Origin of the sequence: Natronosalvus caseinilyticus, from assembly GCF_017357105.1 — an archaeon.
GTDB lineage: Archaea > Halobacteriota > Halobacteria > Halobacteriales > Natrialbaceae > Natronosalvus > Natronosalvus caseinilyticus.
Window position 1 is genome coordinate 1,062,781 of the sequence record NZ_CP071596.1, and the last position, 20,497, is coordinate 1,083,277.

At 66.3% G+C, this 20,497-nt stretch carries 19 protein-coding genes; 8 read left to right on the forward strand and 11 right to left on the reverse strand.

Translation table 11 applies throughout. The features are described 5' to 3' along the window. Nucleotides 1-4: 4 nt before the first annotated feature. Entirely contained in the window at nt 5-229 is a 225-nt protein-coding gene (gene samp2, locus J1N60_RS05185; RefSeq protein WP_312911245.1) for a ubiquitin-like small modifier protein SAMP2, read from the forward strand. Between the two features lie 93 nt (nt 230-322). On the opposite strand, the gene surE is transcribed toward samp2, so the two are convergent. Together surE and ileS are read right to left on the reverse strand one after the other, a co-directional pair. Then, the gene (gene surE, locus J1N60_RS05190; RefSeq protein ID WP_312911247.1) at nt 323-1,123 is read right to left on the reverse strand and encodes a 5'/3'-nucleotidase SurE; all 801 of its coding nucleotides are present in this window, start codon (nt 1,121-1,123) and stop codon (nt 323-325) included. A 182-nt stretch (nt 1,124-1,305) separates the two neighbouring features. After that, nucleotides 1,306-4,515 carry an isoleucine--tRNA ligase gene (ileS, locus tag J1N60_RS05195; protein WP_312911249.1) on the reverse strand — a complete coding sequence of 1,070 codons (3,210 nt, stop codon included), beginning with the start codon at nt 4,513-4,515 and terminating at the stop codon, nt 1,306-1,308. A gap of 133 nt (nt 4,516-4,648) precedes the next feature. On the opposite strand from ileS, the gene J1N60_RS05200 reads away from it, so the two are divergent. Further along, nucleotides 4,649-5,137, forward strand: coding sequence for a hypothetical protein (locus tag J1N60_RS05200; protein WP_312911251.1), 489 nt, complete (start codon nt 4,649-4,651; stop codon nt 5,135-5,137). A gap of 105 nt (nt 5,138-5,242) precedes the next feature. On the opposite strand, the gene J1N60_RS05205 is transcribed toward J1N60_RS05200, so the two are convergent. Next, nucleotides 5,243-6,037, reverse strand: coding sequence for a YqcI/YcgG family protein (locus J1N60_RS05205; protein WP_312911253.1), 795 nt, complete (start codon nt 6,035-6,037; stop codon nt 5,243-5,245). Nucleotides 6,038-6,184: 147 nt separating this feature from the next. On the opposite strand from J1N60_RS05205, the gene J1N60_RS05210 reads away from it, so the two are divergent. Continuing rightward, nucleotides 6,185-6,337, forward strand: coding sequence for a hypothetical protein (locus J1N60_RS05210; protein ID WP_312911255.1), 153 nt, complete (start codon nt 6,185-6,187; stop codon nt 6,335-6,337). Between the two features lie 99 nt (nt 6,338-6,436). Here J1N60_RS05210 and J1N60_RS05215 read toward each other — a convergent pair whose 3' ends face one another. Next, nucleotides 6,437-6,583: a hypothetical protein gene (locus J1N60_RS05215; RefSeq protein WP_312911257.1), complete on the reverse strand. Its 147-nt coding sequence runs from the start codon at nt 6,581-6,583 to the stop codon at nt 6,437-6,439. Between the two features lie 293 nt (nt 6,584-6,876). Here J1N60_RS05215 and J1N60_RS05220 point away from each other — a divergent pair, with 293 nt between their 5' ends. Further along, a complete protein-coding gene (locus tag J1N60_RS05220; RefSeq protein WP_312911259.1) occupies nt 6,877-7,572 on the forward strand; it encodes a DUF1405 domain-containing protein in 696 nt (231 codons plus the stop codon). A gap of 19 nt (nt 7,573-7,591) precedes the next feature. Here J1N60_RS05220 and J1N60_RS05225 read toward each other — a convergent pair whose 3' ends face one another. The 3 genes from J1N60_RS05225 to J1N60_RS05235 form a co-directional block, all read right to left on the reverse strand. Further along, a complete protein-coding gene (locus J1N60_RS05225; protein WP_312911260.1) occupies nt 7,592-7,819 on the reverse strand; it encodes a DUF7344 domain-containing protein in 228 nt (75 codons plus the stop codon). A 154-nt stretch (nt 7,820-7,973) separates the two neighbouring features. Next, a complete protein-coding gene (locus J1N60_RS05230; RefSeq protein WP_425499325.1) occupies nt 7,974-10,685 on the reverse strand; it encodes a valine--tRNA ligase in 2,712 nt (903 codons plus the stop codon). Nucleotides 10,686-10,925: 240 nt separating this feature from the next. Then, nucleotides 10,926-11,591, reverse strand: a complete 666-nt coding sequence (locus J1N60_RS05235) for a DUF8102 family protein (RefSeq protein ID WP_312911262.1) — start codon at nt 11,589-11,591, stop codon at nt 10,926-10,928. A 128-nt stretch (nt 11,592-11,719) separates the two neighbouring features. Here J1N60_RS05235 and J1N60_RS05240 point away from each other — a divergent pair, with 128 nt between their 5' ends. Together J1N60_RS05240 and J1N60_RS05245 are read left to right on the forward strand one after the other, a co-directional pair. Continuing rightward, nucleotides 11,720-14,449: an efflux RND transporter permease subunit gene (locus tag J1N60_RS05240; protein ID WP_312911263.1), complete on the forward strand. Its 2,730-nt coding sequence runs from the start codon at nt 11,720-11,722 to the stop codon at nt 14,447-14,449. 26 nt (nt 14,450-14,475) lie between these two features. Next, nucleotides 14,476-15,207, forward strand: a complete 732-nt coding sequence (locus J1N60_RS05245; RefSeq protein WP_312911265.1) for a hypothetical protein — start codon at nt 14,476-14,478, stop codon at nt 15,205-15,207. Nucleotides 15,208-15,220: 13 nt separating this feature from the next. Here J1N60_RS05245 and J1N60_RS05250 read toward each other — a convergent pair whose 3' ends face one another. Both J1N60_RS05250 and J1N60_RS05255 read right to left on the reverse strand, forming a co-directional pair. After that, nucleotides 15,221-16,171 carry an HFX_2341 family transcriptional regulator gene (locus J1N60_RS05250; RefSeq protein WP_312911267.1) on the reverse strand — a complete coding sequence of 317 codons (951 nt, stop codon included), beginning with the start codon at nt 16,169-16,171 and terminating at the stop codon, nt 15,221-15,223. A gap of 143 nt (nt 16,172-16,314) precedes the next feature. Next, nucleotides 16,315-16,485, reverse strand: coding sequence for a hypothetical protein (locus J1N60_RS05255; RefSeq protein WP_312911269.1), 171 nt, complete (start codon nt 16,483-16,485; stop codon nt 16,315-16,317). A 120-nt stretch (nt 16,486-16,605) separates the two neighbouring features. Between J1N60_RS05255 and J1N60_RS05260 the strand changes: the two genes are divergently transcribed. Further along, nucleotides 16,606-17,406, forward strand: coding sequence for an Ig-like domain-containing protein (locus tag J1N60_RS05260; protein WP_312911271.1), 801 nt, complete (start codon nt 16,606-16,608; stop codon nt 17,404-17,406). Nucleotides 17,407-17,667: 261 nt separating this feature from the next. Here J1N60_RS05260 and J1N60_RS05265 read toward each other — a convergent pair whose 3' ends face one another. Both J1N60_RS05265 and J1N60_RS05270 read right to left on the reverse strand, forming a co-directional pair. Further along, nucleotides 17,668-18,153 (reverse strand): DUF5812 family protein, encoded by a 486-nt coding sequence (locus tag J1N60_RS05265; protein ID WP_312911273.1) that lies wholly within the window; start codon nt 18,151-18,153, stop codon nt 17,668-17,670. Between the two features lie 92 nt (nt 18,154-18,245). Then, nucleotides 18,246-18,863 carry a DUF8056 family protein gene (locus J1N60_RS05270; protein ID WP_312911275.1) on the reverse strand — a complete coding sequence of 206 codons (618 nt, stop codon included), beginning with the start codon at nt 18,861-18,863 and terminating at the stop codon, nt 18,246-18,248. 122 nt (nt 18,864-18,985) lie between these two features. Here J1N60_RS05270 and J1N60_RS05275 point away from each other — a divergent pair, with 122 nt between their 5' ends. Next, on the forward strand, nt 18,986-20,290 hold the full coding sequence (locus J1N60_RS05275; protein WP_312911277.1) for a glucose-6-phosphate isomerase: 1,305 nt from the start codon (nt 18,986-18,988) through the stop codon (nt 20,288-20,290). Nucleotides 20,291-20,497 lie beyond the last annotated feature (207 nt).

Consider the following 20,497-nt stretch of genomic DNA (forward strand, 5'->3'; position numbering starts at 1 on the left):
ACGAATGCCCGACCGCGTAACCGTCGACGTCAAAGGCGAGGGGACGAGAGAACTCGAGTTCGCGGCCCTCGAGTGCGACGGCGACGCCCCCACCTACGCCGACGCCCTCGCTGCCGTGGACCTCAGTCCCCACGAGGTGAGCGTCCTGGTCGACGGTCGTCCGGTGCCCGAGGATCAGCCGATCGACGCCGAGAGGATGACCGTCCTGCGGTTGATCAAGGGCGGGTAGTTTTTGATCCTAACTCGTGAACTCGGTCTCTCGAGCACTTCACTATAGTTCCGATAGCATGATTCGCGGGTACCAGCCGATCGTTCGAATCGCCTAGCGACGCCCCTCACCGTCGCTCGAGTACCCACTCGCCAGCGACTCGAGCGCGTCGAGTTCGGGCGTCCGGTGATCGACGAACAGCGGCGTGATCGACACTTCGCCGTCGGCGACGGCCCGGCGGTCGGTGCCGACGGGATCGGTCAGGTCGACGTCCACGCTCGGGTCCAGCGGGTCGTAGAAGTGATCCCAGGCGCGGTAGGTGCCATCCGGTCGCTCGTCGATCCGCACGTCAAAGTGGTAGGTGGGTTCCGTGATCCTGATCCGTGGGTCGGACTCGCCGGCGGGCACGTTGACGTTGAGGTAGTCGAACGGCCGTCGGTCGCCGAGCTCGAGGGTTTCCCGGACCAGGTACCGGGTGATCCGCTCGGCGTCGGCGTACTCGTCCCGCCCGAACTCGCGGCTCCCCGTCACGGAGTCGTACAGCGAGAGGGCGATTCCCGGCAGGCCGAGGAAGCCGGCCTCGATGGCCGCACAGACCGTCCCCGAGCGCTCGATCTTGTGCGCGCCGAGGTTGGGGCTGTCGTTACAGCCGGAGACGACGACGTCGAACTCCCGCTCGAGTTTGCCTCGCCCGAAGTGGACGCAGTCGACCGGCGTTCCGTGGACGGCGTAGCCCTCCGCTCGCTCCTCGACGGTGAACGCACTGGAGTCGCTCCGGGACATGCCGCTCCGGTCGGTGGCGGGTGCGACCATCGTCACGTCCGTGACGGACTCGAGTGCGTCGTAGAGCGCCCGGATTCCCGTCGCGTCGATCCCGTCGTCGTTCGTCAACAACACGGCCGGTCGGGCGGACATGAACGATCCTTCGCTCGCCACGACTATCAGCTTTCGTTAGCCGTCGGATACGGCCGCCGGTTCCGCGTCCAGCGCTACTCGCGCAAAACTCTGTCTGGCGAGCACGGGTGCTCGCCAAGAGACCAAAAAGGCAAACGCTCGCTTCCGCTCGCGTTCCGTGGCCGGAATCGCTCTCGAGCCGATCAGTCCGACGCTTCCGCCGCCGCAACCGGCTCGAGCGCCAACTCCATCGTCACGCCCTCGACGTCCCACGACTTCTGGTAGGCGTCGGGGCCGTCCGCCTCGACCGCTCGAAGCGCTTCGGCGCGGACCTCCTCGCGGATCAGGTCCTCGCGCTGGCGGACGAGGTCGGATACGCGGTCGTCCTCGATCTCGATCTCGAGCACGATGCGCTCTTCGACGTCCAGGTCGAGTTCCTTGCGCATCTCCTGAACGCGGCGGATGACCTCCCGTGCGTAACCCTCGCTCTCGATGTCGTCGGTGAGCGAGGCGTCGACGTAGACCACGCCTCTGTCGTCGCCGTCGAGGCCGAACGCGGTACCGGCCACGTCGTCGGGGGTCTGGGTGACGAACGAGACCATCTCCTCGGTCAGTTTCTCGTCCTCGAGCGCGTCCGAGACGGCCGCCTCGAGCGCCTCGAGGCTCGGTTCCTCGATTCGGGCCTCGTTGAGCGCGTTCATGACCTCACCGGCGCGGCCGCCGAAGGCGGGGCCGAGTTCGCTCATGTCCGCCTCGGCGCTGTAGGCGAGTTCGCCCCACTGCTGGCCGGGGCCGATAAGTTCGACCGCGCGGGCGTTGAGCCGGTCGGCCACGAGGGACTCGTGGCGCTCGACGGCCTCGACGGCGCGCTCGTCGTCTGCGGCGACGACCACGCGCGGAACGGGCCAGCGGAGCTTGCGACCTGCCTGCTGGCGGGCGTTCGCCCCCGCCTCCTCGATGGCGCGGACGTAGGCCACGTCGGTCTCGAGTTCGGGATCGGCCCAGTACTCTTCGACCGCGGGCCAGTCTTCCATGTGGACTGTCGGATGGCCGTCGTCGCCAGTGAGGGTGCCGTAGATCTCCTCGGTGACGAACGGCGCGTAGGGCGCGAGCAGCACCACGACCTCGCGGAGGACGCGGTAGATCGTCGCGTACGCGGCCGCCTTCGAGGGGCTGTCCGATTCGTCCCACATGCGCTCGCGAACCGCCTGGACGTAGAACCGAGAGACGTCCTCGACGAGGAACTCGAGCAGCGCCTCGAGGGCGCGATCCTGGCGGAATTGCTCGAGGTGCTCGGTCATCTCGTCCTTCGTGGACTGGAGGCGGGCGAGGACCCACTCGTCGACCAGTTCGAGGTCCGAATCGACTGACTCGAGCCCCGTCTCGCTCGGATCGAACCCGTCCAGTTGCATGTACGGCAGCGGGAACCGGAACACGTTCCAGAGCGTCCGGAGGTGGTTTTCCATCGTCCGCATGCCGTCCCACGAGAAGCGCATGTCCTCGCCCTGCGGGTTCGCCGAGAGCAGGAACATTCGCATCGCGTCGGAGCCGTGGCGCTCGATGGCCTCGTGCGGTTCCACGACGTTCCCGACCGACTTGGACATCTTCCGACCGTCCTCGTCCAGCGCGTGACCGTGCATCAGCACCGTGTCGTAGGGAACCTCGCCCATCGCGGCGGTGCCCATCCCCAGCTGGGACCAGAACCAGCCCCGCGTCTGGTCGTGGGCCTCGAGGATGAAGTCGGCGGGCCAGAGCTCCTCGAATCGCTCCTGTTCGCCGGGGAAGTTGAGCGTCCCCCACGACGCCACCGAGGAGTCGAGCCAGACGTCGAAGACGTCTGGCACGCGGGTGTAGGTCGTCCCGTCTTCGGTGATCGTGAGGTCGTCGACGACGTCCTTGTGGATGTCGACGGTGTTGGGATCGACGTCCTGGTCGACCCGCTCGGCGAGCTCCTCGCGGGTGCTGACGACGATCATGTCCTCGTCGTCGTCGCGTCCCTCGGGTGTCCAGATCGGGATCGGGATGCCCCAGTAGCGCTGGCGGGAGACGTTCCAGTCGGGGGCGTCCTCGACGAAGTCCCGGAAGCGATTGTCGCGAGCCCAGTCGGGGAACCACTCGCTGTCCTCGATGTTCTCGAGGAGTTCGTCCTTGACGTCCGTGATCGTGATGAACCACTGGTCGGTGACGATCTGGATGATGCCGGTGTCACAGCGCCAGCAGTGCCCGTAGCTGTGGGTGACCGTCTCCGAGGCGAGGAGAGCGCCGTTTGCCTCGAGGTCGGCGGTAATCTCCTCGTCGGCCTCCTTGACGAACTGCCCTTCGTACTTCCCGCCTTCTTCGGTGTAGACGCCGTCGCTCCCGACGGGACAGAAGATTGGGAACCCGAGTTCGCGGCCGCGGACGAAGTCCTCCTCACCGTGGCCGGGTGCGGAGTGGACGAGGCCCGTGCGGTCGGCCTCGACGTAGTCCGCGGCGTACACCTGGTGGGCGCCCTCGTGACTCGCGTGGTCGGGCACCTCCTCCGCGAGGGGGTGTTCGTACTCCCATCCGAGCATCTCCTCGCCGGTGAGTTCCTCGAGGACCTCGTAGTCCTCGTAGTGCCCCTTCTTCAGGACGCCCTCGAGGCAGGCTTCGGCGACGTAGAGCACCTCTTCGTCCCCATCCCTTTCCGCGCGAACACCGACGTACTCGAGGTCCGGATCGACCGCCGTGAAGGCGTTCGCGGGGATGGTCCACGGGGTGGTCGTCCAGATGACGATCGATCCCTCGTGATCGACGAGATCGAATTTTACGTAGATCGAGGGATCCTCGACGTCTTCGTACTCGACTTCGTTGTTCGCGAGGCCGGTCTCACACCGGGGACACTGCGAGATTGAGCGCTGCCCCTGCTCGACAAGCCCGCGCTCGGCGGCCTTCGAGAAGCCCCACCAGGCGGCCTCCATGTACTCGGGATTCACCGTCTTGTACGGGTCGTCCCAGTCCATCCAGACGCCGAAGGACTTGAAGTCCGACTGCAGGCCCTCGAGTTGCTCGTCGGCGTACTCCTTGCACGCCTGGATGAAGTTCTCCTCGCCGAACTCCTCGATGTCCTTCTTGTTCTCGAAGCCGAGTTCCTCCTCGACTTTCGTCTCGATCGGCAGGCCGTGCATGTCGTAGCCCGGCCGGTCGGTGACGTCGTACCCCTGCATCCGCTTGAAGCGGATGTAGAGGTCTTTGAGGCTCTTGTTCCAGGTCGTGCCCATGTGGGCCGCCCCGGAGGTGTACGGCGGGCCGTCGACGAAGAAGAACGACTCGCCGTCGGCGCGATGCTGCTTCGTTCGTTCGTAGGCGTCGACCTCGTCCCAGTAGTCGAACACGCGCTCCTCGAGCGCGTGGGGATCGTACTGGTCGTCCACCTCCTCGAACCGGCTCATACCCGTGGTGAATCACTCCGGGAGTAAAGAGGAATCGGTTGGGCAGACGGATCTGCCGGATCGGAACCGTGGGGGACGCTCGAGCGAGGAGTGGACGGCACACCTATGTTGTCGGAGAGCGTACACGTAACCGATGCACGCGCGCCAGCAGGCGTTCGTCCGCGACGCCGTCGTCGCGACGGCCATATTCGGCGGTCTGTACGCCCTCGCCCACTCGACGTCGTTTCAGCCCCTGCAGCTCCCGGGCTACCTCCTCGTCGTGGGGTTCGGCGTCCTCGAGGAAATAGTCGCCGTCGAGTTCGCGGACGCCACTTCCTCGATCCTGTTTGTCGCCTACGTCCTCGTCCTCGGACTCGCGGGGGCGGCGGTCGCGTCTCTCGTTCGTGGGCGCGCTCGGGTTCCCGATTCCGGCTTCGCATGGGTTCGCCCCGGCGTCGCCGGCGCTCTCGGCGTCGTGGGTGTGCTCTCTACGCTCCTCGCCGTTTCGATTCTCCTGACGACGTTACAACGCGAACCCGTCGTTGTCACCGGTGTCACCGGCGTACTTCTACTGGGGCTGGCGGGTCTGATCGCCGGCGTCTTCGAAATTTCCCTGGCCTCGAATCGAACGGCTGACCGCTGATCACGGACAGTCGAGTACCCGCTTGCTCGTCGGTGGCACCGTCGGCCTGGGCGTGCCAGTTCCGCGTTTCCCTGCCGCCTCGAACGCCGCTGTCTCGAGTCCCGGTCAATCGCCGATGACGACCGGTCCCTTCGGGTGCTCGCGGCTCACCTGCATGGGACAGGCGTCGGGGAACTGCGACTCGTCAGAGGAGAGCATGTACTGCACCCACTCGCGGTCGCCCTCGACGCCCCAGTCCCCGAGGTCGACATGAGGACAGACGCCGTCGTAGTCCTCGAGGCGACCCTGGATAACCTCCCGGGCGCGCTGGCCGGCAGCCGTGTCGGCAGTGATTCCCTCGAACAGTGCCCGGGGCTGGAAGGTAATCTCGAGGCCGACCGGGCAGTAACGACTCCGACGGACGTCGTAGAACGGGGCCCGGCAGGTCGGAAACATGGGCTCGCCGCCGAAGCAGAACTCCCAGGTGCTGGTGTCGGGATCGGCCGGGATGTCCTCGGGCCAGGGCTCGGGGTCGTGGGCGTGGAGCACTTGCAGAATGTGCCAGAGGGCCTCGTGGTACTCCCGCTCGCTCAACCTGCGTTCGGGCGGCTTGAAGAACGTCACCAGTGAGGCCAGTTCGCTGTGACTTTCGTACACGTCGAGGTACTCGAGGATGGCTTCGCCCAGCGCGAAGAGGGCGTCCCTGTCGGTCATCGACTCGACGGTGGTGTACAGCGGCCACCCCTTCTGAACGGACTCGACACCGAAGTAACAGGGGAAGGGACTGTCGTCGTGGCTCCCGAGGAGCCCGTCGGTGAAGCTTTCGTAGTGCGCTACGACCCAGTCGGGGGCCGCACCCGACTCGACGCGTGCCTCGAGGGTCGCCTGATCCAGGAGGGATCCCGCGCCGGGTTCGTTCATACCGGTTTCTGGGGCTCGATGGTGCTATCGGTTTCGGATCCAGTTACGACCGACGGATTGAGGTCCCTGGCACCTCGAGAGAACGACGATGGCCGTTGACAGACTGGTGGCCGACCGACTCGAGGCACCCCGTCGGGTGAGATCCGTATGAACACCGAGCGGTTGGGGCCGATCTACCTCTTCGGTATCGCGCTCAACACGGGGGCGCTCGTCTACGCAATCTCGATCGGCGAGTACCTCTTCGCGAGCGCGTTCGTCTTCGTAATCGTCTATCTGTTGTTCCGGTATCGAATGCTTTGATCGCTCGAACGCTGAATCGGTGATCGACGAAGGAAGCCGATGACGGGCCCCTCGACTCGTCGAGTCACCCCTCGAGTTTGTCGCGTCGGACTAAGTCCCTCAGAACAGGCCGGTCAGTACGTCCCGGAAGAGGATCAGGACGATGCCGGCGGCGACGACGGCGATGATCCACAGGAGCATGACGAACATGATCTCGCGGGTGAACGTTCGATCCTCGCCAGCCATTGACGATCCATCGGATTTCATTGGTTGATATTCAGACGGCGGGCACATAAAGGACTCGCACGCGCCTTCGTCGTCTCCGCCATACCGTCGCCCCACCGTTCTGCCGTACCGCCGTCCCATCACACCGCCGTCCACCGTATCGCCGTCCCATCATACCGCCGTCCACCGTACCGCCGTCCCATCACACCGCCGTCCCGACGTAGCCGCACCCCGTTCGACGGTCGAACGCTCGACTCGAGCGAGCAGTCGACGGGTTCGGACACCGAAGAGACGGACCGCTATCGTTTTGCACCCCGTCTTCGTGGTCGGTCACGATGACAGTACACACGCGAGTGGCCGACCGCCAGCCGCTCCCGCGATACCTGGCGCCGGTACCGACGGCGCTCGAGGACCTGGGGCTCCGGTTCGCGTGGCTCGTGGTCGCGATCAACCTCGCGGGGACGGTCTTCGGGTTCTGGTACTACCAGGCCCAGCTCCTGTCGACGTCGCCCGTGATGTGGCCGTTCGTTCCCGACAGCCCGCTGGCGACCCTGGCCATCGCACTGGCTATCGCCGCCTGGAAACTCGGTCACGAACAGCCCTGGCTCACCGCCATCGCCTTCTTCGGAAACATCATCCTCGGACTCTGGACGCCCTACACGCTGCTCGCCTTCTGGAACGCCTACAGCTACCTCGACCCGCTGATGTTCCACTTCCTCTTCTGGAGCCACCTCGCGATGGTCGTCCAGGCGTTCGTCCTCCACCGGATCTCCGACTTTCCCGTCTGGGCCGTCGCCGTCGCGCTCGCGTACTACGGCGTCAACCTCGTCCTGGATTACTTCGTTCCCGTTGTCGGCGACCTCCACCACACGGCGATCCCACTCGAGCGAACCGAACCGATGTACCTCGGGGCTGACGCGCTGGGCGTCATCGGCGCTGGTGAGGTAACCGTCACGCTGCTGGCGCTGTTTCTGGCGCTGGCGACCCGGGCGAAACTGTGCGAAGCAGCTCGGCGGGCTGCGGTCGAATGAACGGAAAACCGGGGGTCAGCTAGTTCTCGTCGTCGACCAACTCGAGGAACGGGTCGAGCTGTGCGGCGGCCGGCAGTCGCTCCACGCGGCCGATTTCGCGCTCGTAGGCGACGACGTTGGCGTCGGCCAGTTTCGGCAGGTGGACGTGGTGTAACGCGGTGGCGACGCGCTCGAGCACGAGTGACTCGAGCGATCGTTCGAACGCGACCGTTGCTTCGCTTCGTCGTTGAATGTCCTGGTCGTCCATTGCCTCGAGCGGCGCAGTGTGTGCACCCGTCGCTCTCGTCGTTCTTACCAGTGAACGTATATAGCCAACGTGCTCGATTTCCACGACCGTTCGGGAGTCCTGGGCGTCGAATAACTTGCGGGAACTCGGACAGAACGCGCGAAATCCGACGGACTCAGTCCGCCCGTTCGTCGTCGACGATGACGACCGCCGACTCCGTCTCGATCATCTCACCGTCGCCCGAGTAGGTTCGCTCGAGGTCGACCTCGAACACGTCGGCCTCGAGTTCCTCGCCCGCGACGGCGAGCGTCTCGTCTTCGAGCTCGTACTCGCCAGCGTCGATGGCCGCGTCGATCTCGCCGACTTTCGCCCCGTACTTCGGGCCGAGGGTCGCGTAGTCGAGGTCGATCGATGCAACCTCGGTGGTGATCTCCGGCGGTTCCTCGAGCGACTCGAGCGACCGGACGTGGCTCACGTCCTGGACCGCGTCCACGAAGCCCTCGATGGGGCCGTAGACGGCCACGCTGTCGAGGCTGGCGTTTAGCGGCAGCTGGCGTTCGGACTTGTACCGGCGGAGCGCGGAGATGACCTCCATCGCGGTCTCGCCGGCCTCGAGGTTGGCTTCGTAGCCCTGTGGAACGGGCCAGGTTTCGGTGTGGACGCTGTCGAAGTCGTCCCCGTCCTCGTCCTCGTCCGTCGCCTCGGCGCTCGAGGCATACACCGCCTGCCAGATCTCCTCGGTGGCGTGGGGGAGGATGGGTGCCCACAGCAGGAGGAAGGTTCGATGGGCCGTCCGCAGCGCATACTGCGTCGAGACGCTGTCTGCGCGGGTCTTGGCGATCTCGAGGTAGTCGTCACAGAACGTGTTCCAGAAGAACGTCCGGAGGTGGTTGCGGGCTTTGGCGAACTCGTAGTTCTCGAAGTGCTCGGTGAGGGTCTCGACGGTGGCGTCGAGTTCCGCCAGCAGCCAGCGGTCGATGGCCTCGAGTTCCGCGGGCTCTTCGGGCTCGGCGGGCGCCAGATTGTCGACCAACTTCGAGGCGTTCCAGAGCTTCCGGAGGAGCTTCTCGCCGGCGACGATGTCCTGGTCCTGGTAGGGGAAGTCGTCGCCGACGGCGGCGCTGGCCGCCCAGAAGCGGACCGCATCGACGGGGTACTCCGCGAGCACCTCGGCGGGTTGAACGACGTTGCCCCGTGATTTAGACATCTTCTCACGGTTCTCGTCGAGGACGTGGCCGTTGATCAGCGTCGCGTCGAAGGGCACCTCGCCGGTGTGTTCGTAGCACTTGACGATGGTGTGGAACAGCCAGAACGAGATGATGTCGTGGCCCTGTGGGCGCAGGTCGAAGGGGTAGAGTTCCGGGTTTGCCATCGTGAACTCCTCGCTATCGTCGTCCCAGTCCCAGCCGGCGTTGATAAGCGGCGTTAGCGAGGAGGTCGCCCAGGTGTCGAAGACGTCCTCCTCGGCCTCGAACTCCTCACCACCGCACTCGGGGCAGTGCTCGACCGGCGGGTCGTCGCTCAGGGGGTCGACCGGTAGATCCTCCTTCCCCGCGATGATCGGGTGATCGCACTCGCCACAGTACCAGACCGGGAACGGGATGCCCGAGTCGCGCTGGCGCGAGATCAGCCAGTCCCACTCGAGGCCTTCGATCCAGTGACGGTACCTGGTAAACATCTTCTCGGGGTACCAGTCCATGGCCTCGCCGGCCTCGAGGTACTCCGCTTTGTGGTCCAGAATTTCGACGTACCACTGCTTGGAGACGCGGTACTCGACGGGGGTGTCACAGCGCTCGTGGACGCCGACGTCGTGGACGATTTCGCGGCGGTCCCGGAGGTATCCCTCGTCCTGGAGGTCCTCGACGATGGCCTCGCGCGCTTCCTCGGTACTCAGTCCCTCGTAGTCGCCCGCGAGATCGGTCATCGTCGCGGTCTCGTCGATGGCGACTCGCAGGGGCAGGTCGTGGGCCTGGTACCACTCGATGTCGTTTTGGTCGCCGAACGTACAGCACATGACGACGCCGCTGCCTTTCTCCATGTCGACGCGGTCGTCTTCGATGATCGGCACCTCGTGGTCGAAGATCGGGATCCTGGCCGTCTCACCCACGAGATCCCGGTTCTCCTCGTCGTCGGGGTGGACGAAGACGGAGACGCACGCCGGCAGGAGTTCGGGGCGCGTCGTCGAGATGACGAACTCCTCTCGAGGCGGATTATCGCCACTCATCTCGAACGCGATGTCGTTGAAGTGCGAGTTCCGCTCGTCGTCCTCCGTCTCGACCTGGGAGATGGCCGTCTCGCACTCGGGACACCAGATCGCGGGCGCCTTCTTGCGGTACTCGCGGCCCTTCTCGTAGAGGTCGATGAAGGAGAGCTGGGAGATCCGCTGGACGCGCGGTTCGATCGTCTTGTAGGTGTGATCCCAGTCGATCGAGCACCCCAGCGACTGCATCTTCTCGGTGAACTCGGCCTCGTACTTCTGACAGACCTCCCGGCAGAGTTGCTGGAACTCCCGGCGCTCGTAGTCCTGGTGGCGGATGTCGAGGTCCTGTTCGGTGAGGCGCTCGGAGGCGATACCGTTGTCGTCGTAGCCGAACGGGAAGAGGACGTCCCCGTCAGCCATTCGCTGGTAGCGGGCCGCGAAGTCTTGCAGTGTCGAGCCGTAGAGGTGGCCGATGTGCAAGCTCCCCGACACCGTCGGCGGCGGCGTGTCGATGGTGTAGGTGGTGTTCGGATCCTGGCCGGGTTCGCCCTCGTAGGCGTAGGTCTTCGCGTCGACCCAGGCGTCCTGCCATCGGGATTCGATGGTTTCGGGGTCGTAGGTGCCCTCGAGGCCGCGGTCCCGGTCTCCGTCTCGGTCCTGTGACTCGAGGTCGCTATCGGCACTCATGCTCTCACCGCCCGCGAAGGGCGTCGTCGGTACTCCTGGGCCGCTCGCAATCGGTAATCGGTGTCGTGATCGTACATCGGTGATACTGGTCGTTGGTCGCTGTATTCCAGTCCGGAACAATACATCCGTCGAAACGAGGGAGAGATGGGCCTAGGCGGCCCCTACAAAAACGGCGGCTCGAGGACCGTCGTCGACGACCCTGACGGACTCGTCCATACGGTCACTGCTCGCTACAGCGTGTTAGCCTTTTCGCGTCTCGCCGGGGCGGAGAACCGCCCGGGCCTCCCCCTCGAAGTCGACGTCGGCCTCGAGGTACGCCGCCAGGCGCTCGAGGAACTGGTCGTCGACGCCGTCGTCGTGGGGCGACTCCCCTCCTGCTCGCACGAGAACGAGCTCGTCGTGGTCGGTCGGATCGTGCTCGCCCTCCATCACCAGCGCGAACAGCTGTCGCGGGGTCACCGGGTCACCGGCCTCGAGTCGCCCGGCGATTCCCTCGAGTGAGTCCTCGACGGTCGTCTCCACGTCGAAGGTGACGTCGACGGAGACGTTCTCGCCCGCTCGCTTGGCTGCGATGGCCTCCTCGGAGTTTCTGACGGCGGGGACGAGCACCTCCTCGAACGCGAGGCCCTGCTCGCTGGTGCCGACGTAGGCGAACGCGACCATTGCCCGGAGGCCGTCGAGGAAGGCGTCGTCGGTGTGAACGTCCGCGAAGACCTGCTCGCGGTCCTTCCTCGAGAGGGTGTGCAAGAGCAGGTCGAAGTCGAGCACGCCGTCTCGAACGCGGTTACGGATGCGCGCCTCGGCGTTGCGCCTGGACTGGTCGTGGCTCATCTTGCGTTCGCCGAGCAGGTAGGCCCGGTCGGCCGGACTCAACAGCCCCCGATCACGGTCGGTGTCGGTGTTCATAATCCACTATCGATTATACGTAGCCGGTAACAACCGAACCATTATGAATTCTCGGGTCCGAGAGCCGCCAATGTCGAGCGTCGGGACGGAAGGCGTTGGAGCACAGTCCGCGCGGAGGGGACGATACCGTGGCTGACCTGGCCGGACGATACGCCGCGTTCGTCGTCGAGCACAGTCGCTGGATCGTCCTCGCCGTGCTCGTGTGCACGGCACTCGTCTCCGCGGGTGCGGCCGTCAACGAGACCGAGAGCGCCGGAATCGGTGAGTTCGAGACCGACTCCGAGGAGACCGCGGCCCTCGAGTACGTCGACGAGCGCTACGAGACCGACGACCGGATCGTCGCCCAGGTTGTCGTCCGCGACGAGGGCGGCGACGTGCTCACCCGCGATTCCCTGCTCGAGAGCCTCCGCCTCCAGCAGGACTTTAGCAAGGACGCCGACCGAAACGCCACGCTGGCCGAGGAGGGGTTCGTCGGCCTCGAGAACGTCGTCGCGACGGGCGCGGTCTTCGAGGATCGGGCCGTGGCGAGCGAGGGGCAGGGCCCGCCCGACACCAGTCAGCCCACGCTCGAGGAACAGATTACGGCACTCGAGGATCGCTCCGACGAGGAAGTCGAGGCCCTGCTCGCGGACGTGCTCGACCCGGACGCCGAGACGCACGGGGGCGATCCCGACGAGTTCCTGCCCTCGAGCTACGAGCAGGGATCGACGAGCGCCGAGTCGCGGATCACGTTCGTGTTTCAGGAGGGAGGTGACGGAGCCTCGAGCGGTGACGGCGAAGGTGACGAGGCCTCGAGTGGGAGCGAGGACGATGGCGCTACCGACGACGAAACCGCCACTGACGAGACCACCGAACAGGCTGCCTACGACGCCCAGGTCGAACTCGAGACCCTCTTCGAGCAGCGCTTCGACGACGGCTTCGTCTTCGGCCAGGGCATCTCCGACGAGGCGTCCTCGAGCGCTGTCGGCGACAGCTTCGCCATCATCACGCCCGTCGCGCTGGTGCTCGTCCTGTTCGTCCTCGGGGTGACCTACCGCGACGTGGTCGACGTCCTCCTGGGGCTGACCGGCATCGCCGTCGTGATGGCCTGGCTCGGCGGCCTCCTCGGCTGGCTCGAGATCCCGACCAGTCAGCTGTTGATCGCCGTCCCCTTCCTCCTGATCGGCCTCTCGATCGACTACTCGTTACACGTCGTGATGCGCTACCGGGAGGCCAGGAACGGGACGCTCGAGGGGGCTGGCGGTGACGGCAGTGCGGGAACCATCACCGACGGTGGAATCGAGACCGGTATCCGCCGTGGCATGATCCTCGCCGTTAGTGGCGTCGTCCTCGCGCTCGCGGCAGCCACGTTCTCGACCGGCGTCGGCTTCCTCTCGAACGTCGTCAGTCCGCTCCCGGCGATCCGGAACTTCGCGATCCTCAGCGCCGGCGGCATCTTCGCCGCCTTCGTCGCCTTCGGCCTCTTCGTCCCCGCGCTGAAGGTCGAAGTCGACGGCCTGCTCGAGGACCGATTCGGGCGAAACCGGGCGAAACCGGCCTTCGGTTCCACGCCGGGACCGGTCAACCGCGCGCTCTCGAGCGGCGTCACGCTGGCGAAACGCGCTCCGCTCGCCGTGGTCCTCGTCGCATTCCTCGTCGCCGCGGGCGGCGTCTACGGCGCGACTGGCATCGACACCGAGTTCAACCGGGCCGACTTCTTGCCACAGGACGCCCCCGATTGGGCGAAGTCCCTGCCCGGACTACTGGCACCCGGGACGTACACGATTGCGGAAGATGTCGAGTACCTCGGCGAGAACTTCCAGCAGCGGGGCGACGACGGGCGGGCACAGGTGCTGATACGCGGAGATAGTAGTGAAATCGATGACGGCGAAAACGCCATCACCGACCCCGCCCTCCTCGAAGCGATCCAGGACGCCCGAACTGGCGTCGATCCCAACGGCACCGTCGTCGTTCGCTCCGATGGCACCGCCGCCGTCGAGGGGCCGCTGTCGACCCTTCGAGCGGTCGCGGACAACAACGACACCGTCGAGACCGCCCTCGAGGAACGCGACACGAACGGCGACGGCGTTCCGGACGAGGACCTGGCGGGCCTGTACGACCTGCTGTTCGAAGCCGACGCCGAGGCCGCCGGGGCGGTACTCGAGCGAACCGACGACGGTACCTACGAGTCCGCCCGTCTCGTCGTCTCCGTGCGCGGCGACGAGTCCGCCCAGGCCGTGGCCGACGACGCGCGCGCGTTCGCGACCGCGGTCGAAGATGGCGTGGCCGACCGCGGCAGTTCGGTCACGGCCGTCGCCACCGGCGGCCCCGTCACGACCGCGGTGATCCAGGACGCGCTGCTCGAGACGCTCGTCCAGGCGTTCGCGGTGACGCTCGTCGTGATCTTCGTCTTCCTCACCGTCCTCTACTGGGTCCGTTATCGTACGCTCTCGCTCGGCCTGGTGACGCTCGCGCCAGTCGTCGCCGCGCTGGCGTGGCTGCTCGGCGCGATGGCGCTCCTCGAGATTCCGTTCAACAGCGAGACGGCCGTCATCACGAGCCTCGCCATCGGTCTCGGGGTGGACTACAGCATCCACCTCGGGGAGCGCTTCGTCGCCGAACGCCGCGAGCGCCCGACCCTCGAGGCCGCCCTCTCGGCGACAGTGACGGGAACGGGTGGCGCCTTGCTCGGCAGTGCGGCGACGACCACCGCCGGATTCGGGGTGCTCGCGCTCGCGCTCGCGCCGCCGCTCCAGCGATTCGGGCTGGTGACTGGGCTGGCGATCGCGTTCGCGTTCGTCGCCTGCCTGACGGTCCTTCCGTCGTTGCTCGTCATTCGGGAACGGGTGCTCGATCGACTGGGCAGGTCGAACGTATAAAAGGAGACGACGAAGCCGCCAGTTTGGTGTGCGTAACGAAGGTCGTCGCCCCCGTTTCGACGGACACGATGGCCGACGATTCGCCGGAGCGCGGCGGTGACCTCTCGACGCTCGGTCTCGTCGTCCCGATCGTGCTCGCCGCCGTCACCTTCGTCGGACTCGCCCTCCTGCTCGTCCCGGCCCTCGAGCCGGACGTGATCGACTCGAGCGACGACGCTGCCGATCCTACAGCGCCGTCGCCGTCGCCGTCGCCGTGGACTGACTCGCCACTGGTCGACGACGGAACCGATTCGACGGCGCCTACGGAACCCGCCGACGAGGCCGGCGACGAAGGATCGGAGACGGATGCGGGATCCGGGACGCCAGCGACGCGCGAAGACGGCGCTAACGATCGGTCGGCGGACTCGAGGTCCCCGTCCTCCGAGATGGCGACCGAGGAGCCCTCCGCTCGATCGGACGACGAACGCCGCACGCCCTCGACTCGAGCGCAAGACGACTCCGGGTCCGACCGTTCTGGTCCGCCAGCACACGCGAACGCGCCGGCACACGCCGGTTCCGGATCCGGACCACCTTCACACGCGGGCTCGGGTTCCGGAGCGCGTTCCAATGACGCCGACGCCAACACCGACTCCGACGCCGATGGCGGCGACAACGACCGCGACGAGACGACCGGCGACCAGGGTCACGGTGAGGCGGCCGACGAAGGGGCTCGAGGAGACAGCGAAAACGATAATCCGGGTCGCGGAAACGGTCGCTAACTGCCGACCGCGCTCACGGCCCCGTCGCCGCATCCACGTTCGAATCGGAATCCGAGTGCGCCCGCACCCACAGTTCGCCGATCCGTGACAGCCGCGTCCGGTAGGACTTCCCGTGTTCCTCGCGCTCGATGTAGCCCTTGCCGCCCGGCCCCAGTCGATCGACGTTGTAGATCACCTTCGAGCGGAAGCTGTCGGTGTACTCCTCGTTGAGTTCGCGTGAGAGCGCCTCCGCCAGTTCTGAAACGGACTCGAACTCGCCGTCCTCGCCGAGTTTGTAGAGGATGAGCTCCTCGAACGGCTTGACGTTCGAGAAGGAGGCCACGGGTAGTTCGACGATGTGCTCGCCGTCGATCTCCTTCGCACCGATGGTCGTCCCGCGCTCGTCGAACTCCGCGAGGAGTTGTCGGGCGCTCTCGAGACGGCTGATCACGCGGTCGGTCTCGACGACGTCCGTGGATTCGCCCCTGCCCGACTCCCCTCCCCCTGCAAGCAAATCCTCGAGCAGCGCCGACTGCTCGCGTAACTCCTCGGCCAGTTCCGTCTCGAGGTACTTCTCTGGAGCCGTGTAGTAGGTGTGGATGTGCTCGCGATCCTCCTGGCGCTCGACCATCAGTGAGTGGGCCGCAGTCGCAAAGGCGAAGCTCACCGTCCGGGGCATCGCGGCGATGTTGACCCAGACCTCGTTGCCTTCGTCGAGTTCGTCGTTGATCAGGTCGTAGGCCTGCTCGAACGCCTCGTCGTAGTCGTAGACGTCCTCGAGGACGAACCGCTCGGTAGTGGCCCCCAGCAGGTTCTGGAAGTCGGTCTCGAGTTTCTGGGAGAGGTGCCGGGAGTACTCGACGTTGGCCTCGCTCCCGACGGCCCCCTCGAGGAGGATGACGCGGTCGACGCCGTACTGATCGCGCACTAGCGGGGCGATCAGCCGGTCGTAGTCGAAGCCGACCGGAACGATGTGCGTTTGCATACGCGGTAGAGGTGGCCGGATAGTATAAAAACCACCAGACTCTCGACCGCTGCAATGCGTTCGTCAGTCGTTGTCGCTCCAGCTTCCGTCGGCGTCTGTGAAACCGAATCGGCCGTCCGTTCCGATTCGAACGGCTGGTCGCCTCACAGTTCGCCGATCAGGCGAGCCTGGGCGAGAGACAGATTCTCCTCTTCCTCGGTGAGTTCCCGACCACGTTGCTGTTCGACCCAGGACACCAGTTCGGCTTCGTCCGTGGTGTTCTCGTCCGGTTCGTCGCTGGCGTTCTCGGTCGTCGTCTCGATCTCTTCGTCCATGCTCCGTTATTCGCCTTTCGTGTCCAAGTACCTTGTCCGGAGATGGCGTCTTCGACTCGTGGTACCAGACCTCTCGATCGGCAAGAAGTTATTTACCGGCTGACTGTCTCTCCAAGCGACGTGAATCGACGTCACTTCCTCGCGGCAACTGGAATTGGGAGCGGTGTTTCGCTTCCGCTGGCGGGCCGTCTCGAGAGCGGGCCGGACTCAACGACGTTCGATCCGCACCTGCCCGCGCCGACCGAGCCGCCCGCACTCCCACCTGGTCCGGAAGACGCACCCGAACGGCCCACTGAGGTGACGGCCGAGCATGTCTCGGCGTACGTCTCCGGATACGAACACGCGCTCGCGTACAACACGCTCGAGTGCCACGACCTGCGGGAGATCGACGTCGCATCCGATGCCGTCCTCGAGACCGAGACCGACCACGGCATCTACGCGTTCGCCGTGGCGACCGGCTACTCGCGGTGTGGGGCGGGTTCGGTACCCGAACATCGCGACTACGGGCCGCCACCCATCGAGTGGGCCGTCGGCGAGGAGTACGCCGTTCGGATCGGTGACGACGCCACCAGGTACCGGAACGCCGAGCGAACGTTCGGGACCGACCACGGGGACGGACGCGCGTCGGGATTTGCCGTCACCAACTTCGACTACCTCGCCCACGACGTCACCGTCACCGTGACCCACGAGGGCGACACGGTGTACGAGGAAATCGTCGCCCTCGAGCCTCGATCGGCCGTCCACGTTCGAAACGTGAGCGCCGCTCCCGGCGACCACGGGGTGTCGGTCGAGACGGACGAAGGGGCGACGGCCTCCGGCACGTGGACCGTCGATCCGAACCGGAACGCGAGCCGGGTGGTCCGCGTCCTCGTCACCGGCGAGGTGTCGATCGAACGGCGCGAACCGTACGGCGAGTTCTGAGCACGACTGGAACCGGCCCGTGACGAACGTCGAAGGCTGTCGTACGTGAGTGGCCGACTCGAGATCGGGGCGCTGTGGCCTCGACGTCGCCTCAGGGGTTCTGTCCTCGTGACGATGCCTTCACCGGCAGACCCTCGCCAACAGCGTTTCACCCTAAGGCCAGGCCTTTTTCCTCTCGACAGCGCCCTCGGCGCCAGCATCCGCTTTCGACCCGAACACTCGTACCCGCCATTACTTCAAAATATGTAGTATGCACTCGAGTCAGTCCGGCAGGTACCTGACGCTCAACACGCCGGCCTCGCCGTCCACCGATCGACGAACCTCGACGCGGACGGCCTCGAGGCGGGCCGCTCGCGCGATGGTCTCGTCGTCCTCGAGGACGTCGCGGGCCGCCTCCTCGACGCGCGCAGCGGGAACGCGAAAGACGTGAATCTCGCCCGTTCCGGCCCGTTCGTGCTGTTCGAGGTCGCCGAAGTTGGCCTCGGCGGCCAGCTCCTTCGAGTGGGTCGTCGGCTCGAGGTCGCTGTCGACCAGTTCGACGCGCCGACGGTCCTCGACGTCGATCAGCGTCCAGGAGACCTCGAGGGGTGGTTCGGGGGCGATCGTCGCCTCGAGCACGTCGTGTGTCTCGAGGCCGTCGTTCGCGGCGAGCGTGTGCACCTGCGCGGAGTCGACGTCCCGGAGGACGACCGACTCGTCCTCGGCGTGGGTGACGACGAAGGTGCCCGTCTTCTCGGTCTCAGTCATAGTGGGTGAGAGGAGTGCGACGGCTTTCGGGGTTTCGACTCGTCGCGGGCTTGCACTCGCGAGTCGATTCAAGTGCGCTGCTCGCCGCTCGGCTACCTGGAGACCCGGTGGACCACGTAGATCCCGGCCCCGGCGAGCGCGGGGATGGCGAGTCCGACGGCGGGCGGGAGGCCGTACAGAAAGCCCACCACTGGCCCGCCCTCGGTCTGAAACTCCGCCGGGACCGTCGGGATCAGGCCGACGTACAGCGCAACGAGGAAGAGGTAGCCGCTCGCGGCGAGTCGCCGGTCGTACCGCACGTCGTCGCCGACCTGTCGCCGGTGGCGCCGGGCGACGAGCAACACGGGCGCGAGGATCGGCGCGACGACGACCATGCCGACGACGATGACGAACGACCGGGAGAACGACAGCGTCGCCGTCGTGCCGACCGTCTCCCCGATCACGCGAACCAGGGAGAGGGCGAACGCGAACACGAGAATCGCCGCGACGGCCCCGCCGACGAGGACGTAGCTCCTGAACAGCCGGGAGTTGCTCTGGCGAATCGCGTACGGGAACGCGCCGAGCACCCCGCCGTACGTCCTCGAGTCGATCGTCTCGTCACCGGTCGCGTCTCCGGAGTCGATCGTCTCGTCACCGGTCGCGTCTCCGGAGTCGACCGACTCGTCGCCAGGTACCGCCCTCGAGTCGGGCGACTCGTCAGACGCGCTCATTGACCGCGGTTGGCAGTCGGGGCGAATAAGGGATGCGATGCTCGAGTGCCGAGTCCCCGCTCGGAGAGCACCGCCTCGGGGCGTGACGGAACGCCTTTACCGGTCGCTGTCGCCCTTCCGGTATGGACGTCGACATCGGCAACGCGCTCGCGTCGGTCGCTTCTCCCGGCATCTCGCGGGAGGGTCTCGAGCGTCTGGACGAACGGGTCGCGACGGCACACGAGCGAATCGAGGCGGGACGGGCGAACGACGAACACGGCTACGCCGCGCTGAATCTCCCCGAACGGACGGACCCCGACGCGATTCGCGCAGCGGTCGAGCCGGTGGCCGACGCCGACGCGCTCGTCACCATCGGCATCGGCGGGAGCGCGCTCGGTGCGGCGACGATTACGGATGCGCTCGCCGACGCGGGCGACGGCACCGAGGCGATCTATCTCGACAACGTCGACCCCGCCTGGATCACCCGGCGTCTCGAGGCCCTGCCCCTCGAGTCGACCGCGATCAACGTCGTCTCCCGTTCGGGGACGACCGCAGAGACGCTCGCGAACTTCCTCGTCGTCCGCGAGGCCTTCGAGGACGCTGGCGTCGACTGGACCGAGCGGACGGTCGTCACGACTGGCGAGTCCGGCCCCCTGCGGTCACTTGCAAACCGTCACGACCTCGCCGCGGTCTCCGTGCCCGACGGCGTCCCCGGTCGCTTCTCGGCGCTCTCGGCGGTCGGCCTGGTCGCCGCGGCCGTCTGCGGGCACGACCTCGAGGCCATCCTCGAGGGGGCGGCGGCCGAAGCCGACTCGCTGACTGGATCGCTGTTCGAGTGTCCCGCCTACGCCTACGGCGCGACGGCCTACGCACTCGACGCCCGGGGCGCCTCGATGAACGCGATGGTCCCCTACGCGGAGTCGCTCGAAACCTACGCCGAGTGGTTCGCCCAGCTGTGGGCCGAGAGCCTCGGCAAGGACGACCTGGGCCAGACTCCCGTCCGCGCGCTGGGGGTGACTGACCAGCACTCACAGCTGCAACTCTATCGAGCCGGCCCCCGCGACAAGCTCGTGACGTTCGTCACACCGCGCGAGACCGCCGACCGCGAGATCCCCGCGACCGACGTCGACGAACTCGCCTACCTCGGCGACGCCACTCTCGGCGAGTTGCTCGAGGCGGAGTTCGAGGCCACCGAGGCGAGCCTCGCCGCGGCCGGCCGCCCCAACGTCCGGGTCGAACTCGAGTCGGTCGACGTCTTCGAACTCGGCGGTCTCCTCTACGGCATGGAAGCCGCCTGCGTCCTCGCGGGCGAACTCTACGAGGTGAGCACGTTCACCCAGCCGGCCGTCGAGTGGGCGAAAAAGGCCACTCGCGGACTGCTCGGTGGTGGTGAGTTCGAGGAAGCAGAGGCGGTCGCGGAGAAGACGACGCTGCGCGTCGAGCGGTAATTCGAGAACGAGCCGACGTCAGTGTGGCGTGACGACGCGACGACCGAAGTTCGCTCGAACGACCTCGAGCGTCGTTGAGTCGATACCGGAGACGGTACCTCGAGTAGACGTGTTCGAGCCCGAGCGCGACCTGATCTGGTTCGACCTGCTCGAGGCCCTAGTATCCAATATTCAATACCCAGGACCCAGTATCCAGTACCCAGTAGC